Raw genomic sequence first — 2,814 nt, 5'->3', positions numbered from 1 at the left:
TCCGCTGTCGCCGCCGCCGCCCTCAACGCCCTGCTGTACCTGGAGGAGACGTGACACAACGGCCTGGAGGAGACGTCGCGCCGGGTGCCCCGCGCGGGACGGGTGGCACGGGACGCACGCCGCTGCTGATCGTCGGGCACGGCACCCGCAGCGCCGCCGGGGTCGCCCAGTTCGCCGCCCTGGTCGACCGGATCCGCCGCCGCCGAGTGGTCGACGACGTCGAGGGCGGGTTCATCGAGCTGTCCCGCCCGCCGCTGACCGACGCGGTGGCCGCGTTGGCCGGCCGGGGGCACCGCCGGCTCGTGGCGTTGCCCCTCGTCCTCGCCGCCGCCGGTCACGGCAAGGGGCGACATCCCGGCCGCGCTGGCCCGGGAGAAGCAGCGCTTCCCCGGCCTCGGATACGCCTACGGCCGGCCGCTGGGCCCGCACCCGCTGCTGCACGACATCCTCGCCGAGCGGATCGACGCCGCGCTGGCCGGCGCCGACCGGGCCGGGACGTGGGTGGCGCTGATCGGCCGGGGCTCCACCGACCCGGACGCCAACGCCGAGGTCGCCAAGGTGGCCCGGCTGCTGTGGGAGGGGCGCGGGTACGCCGGGGTCGAACCGGGCTTCGTCTCGCTGGCCGAGCCGTCGGTGCCGGCGGTGCTGGAGCGGCTGCGCCGCCTCGGCGCGCGCCGGATCGTCGTCGCGCCGTACTTCCTGTTCGCCGGGGTGCTGCCGGACCGGATCGTGGCCCGGTCGGCGGAGTTCGCCGCCGCCCACCCCGACCTGGACGTGCGGGTGGCCGACCTGATCGGCGACTGCGACGCCCTCGCCGACCTGGTCCTCGAACGGCACGCCGAGGCGCTGCGTGGGGACATCCGGATGAACTGCGACACCTGCGCGTACCGGGTGGCGCTGCCCGGCTTCGCCGACAAGGTGGGCCGGCCGCAGACCCCGCACGACCACCCCGACGACCCGGTCGGCGGCCACCACCACCATCACCACGACCACCACCACGACGGTCATGCCCACGCGCACCAACACGACGCGGGGCTGCGCCCGGGGCAGGTCGCCGTCGTCGGCGGCGGGCCCGGCCCCGACGACCTGATCACCGTACGCGGGAAGGCGCTGCTCGACGCGGCGGACGTGGTGGTGACCGACCGGCTCGCCCCGCAGGGGCTGCTGGCCCGGCTGCGCCCCGGGGTGCAGGTGGTGGATGCGGCGAAGGTCCCCCGGGGGCCGTCGATGACGCAGGACGCCATCAACGACATCCTGGTCACGCACGCCCGCGCCGGCAGGCGGGTGGTCCGGCTCAAGGGCGGCGACCCGTACGTCTTCGGGCGCGGCCACGAGGAGGTACAGGCGTGTGCGGCGGCCGGGGTCCAGACGATCGTGGTGCCCGGGGTGAGCAGCGCCGTCGCCGCGCCCGCTCTGGCCGGCGTGCCGGTCACCCACCGGGGCGTCGCGCACGAGTTCACGGTGGTGTCCGGGCACCTGCCGCCGGGGCACCCCGGTTCCCTGGTGGACTGGCCGGCGCTGGGCCGGACCCGGGGCACCCTCGTGCTGCTCATGGCCGTCGACACGATCGCGAAGATCGCCGCGGTGCTGGTCGAGCATGGCCGGGCTCCGGACACCCCGGTGCTGGCGGTCCAGGACGCGGGGCACCCGACGCAGCGGACGCTGGCCGCCCGGCTCGACGAGATCGGCGCGCTGGCCACCCGGGAGGACGTCGGTCCGCCGGCGGTCTTCGTCGTCGGCCCCGTCGCCGCGCTGGGGTGAAAGGAGGGGCCCCCTGTTAACGCATACGGTAGAGAAGGGTCCCCTTCTCACCTCCGCTGCGGGCTCACCCCAGCAGCGCGTGGGTCGCCGCGTACCCGACCGTTGCCGCGCCGAGCCCGGCGGCCACGCTGGCCAGCACGTTCGCCGCAGCGAGGTGCCGGGACCCGTCGCGGGCCAGGCGCAGCGTCTCGTACCCGAAGGTGGAGTATGTGGTGAGCGCGCCGCAGAAGCCGGTGCCGAGCAGCGCGGCGACCGCCGGCCCGGCCGGCACGGCGACCAGGGCGCCGAGCACCAGCGAGCCGAGCACGTTGACGGTGAGGGTGCCCCATGGGAACGGTGAGGCATGCCGGGCCTGCACGGCCCGGTCGGTGAGATATCGCAGGGGCGCCCCGACGGCCGCGCCGAGGGCGATCAGCAGGACCGTCACGGCGTCCCCCACCCGCCCTCGCCCCGCGCCCCGTCGGATGCTGTCCCGCCAGGTGGTGCCCCGTCGGCCGGCGTTCCGCCGGGTGTCGTGCCGCTGGGGTCCGTGCGGTTCGGTGTCGTGCGGCCGGGGTCCGTGCGATTCGGTGCCATCGCGCCGGGGCGCGCGCCGCTCGCGTGGCCGAGCAGCCTGGTGGCGGCGGTGTCGCCGACCCAGACCGCGGCGAGCGCCCCCAGCAGGGTGGCGGCGAGGTACGCCAGCGCCGTGCCCGCCGCCCCGCCGATCGCCGCCTGCCGTACGTCCACGACGTACGTGGAGAAGGTGGTGTAGCCGCCGAGTACGCCCACGCCCACGAACGGCCGGGTCAGCGGCCGGACACGGCCGGCGGCGACCACCGCCATCAGGGCCCCGATCAGCAGGCACCCGGACACGTTGACGGCGAACGTCGCCCAGGGGAACCCGGTCGGCTGGTGCGGCACCGCCGCTTGGACCCCCGCCCGCGCCAGCGCGCCGAGCGCGCCCCCGGCCGCGATGACACCGAGCACGCCCGCCGGGCGGGTGCGCAGTTCGCTCCGGTCGGCTGGTACGCGGAGATCGACGTCGGGGTCGACCCGGCGCGGGATCGGTCC

2 protein-coding genes and 3 pseudogenes are annotated in these 2,814 nt (G+C 76.6%); 3 read left to right on the top strand and 2 right to left on the bottom strand.

Annotation, left to right across the window (positions count from 1 at the left end; all coding sequences use genetic code 11):
* Positions 1 to 50 precede the first annotated feature (50 nt).
* From MCAG_RS36050 to cobA, 3 genes and pseudogenes are all read left to right on the top strand, one after another.
* Positions 51 to 362 (top strand): annotated as a pseudogene (locus tag MCAG_RS36050) (sirohydrochlorin chelatase); the annotation flags it as partial.
* Positions 352 to 444: pseudogene (locus MCAG_RS36045) on the top strand (hypothetical protein); the annotation flags it as partial. The pseudogenes MCAG_RS36050 and MCAG_RS36045, both read left to right, overlap by 11 nt.
* 57 nt (positions 445 to 501) lie before the next feature.
* Complete coding sequence (cobA, locus tag MCAG_RS02130; protein ID WP_369751293.1) at positions 502 to 1,761, top strand: uroporphyrinogen-III C-methyltransferase; 1,260 nt, start codon at positions 502 to 504, stop codon at positions 1,759 to 1,761.
* A 64-nt stretch (positions 1,762 to 1,825) separates the two neighbouring features.
* On the opposite strand, the gene crcB is transcribed toward cobA, so the two are convergent.
* Both crcB and MCAG_RS02120 read right to left on the bottom strand, forming a co-directional pair.
* Entirely contained in the window at positions 1,826 to 2,188 is a 363-nt protein-coding gene (gene crcB, locus MCAG_RS02125; protein ID WP_036376019.1) for a fluoride efflux transporter CrcB, read from the bottom strand.
* A 122-nt stretch (positions 2,189 to 2,310) separates the two neighbouring features.
* A pseudogene (locus tag MCAG_RS02120) lies at positions 2,311 to 2,814 on the bottom strand (CrcB family protein); the annotation flags it as partial.

The organism is Micromonospora sp. ATCC 39149 (assembly GCF_000158815.1).
Taxonomy (GTDB): Bacteria; Actinomycetota; Actinomycetes; order Mycobacteriales; family Micromonosporaceae; genus Micromonospora.
This window is presented reverse-complemented; position numbering and strand designations above follow the sequence as displayed.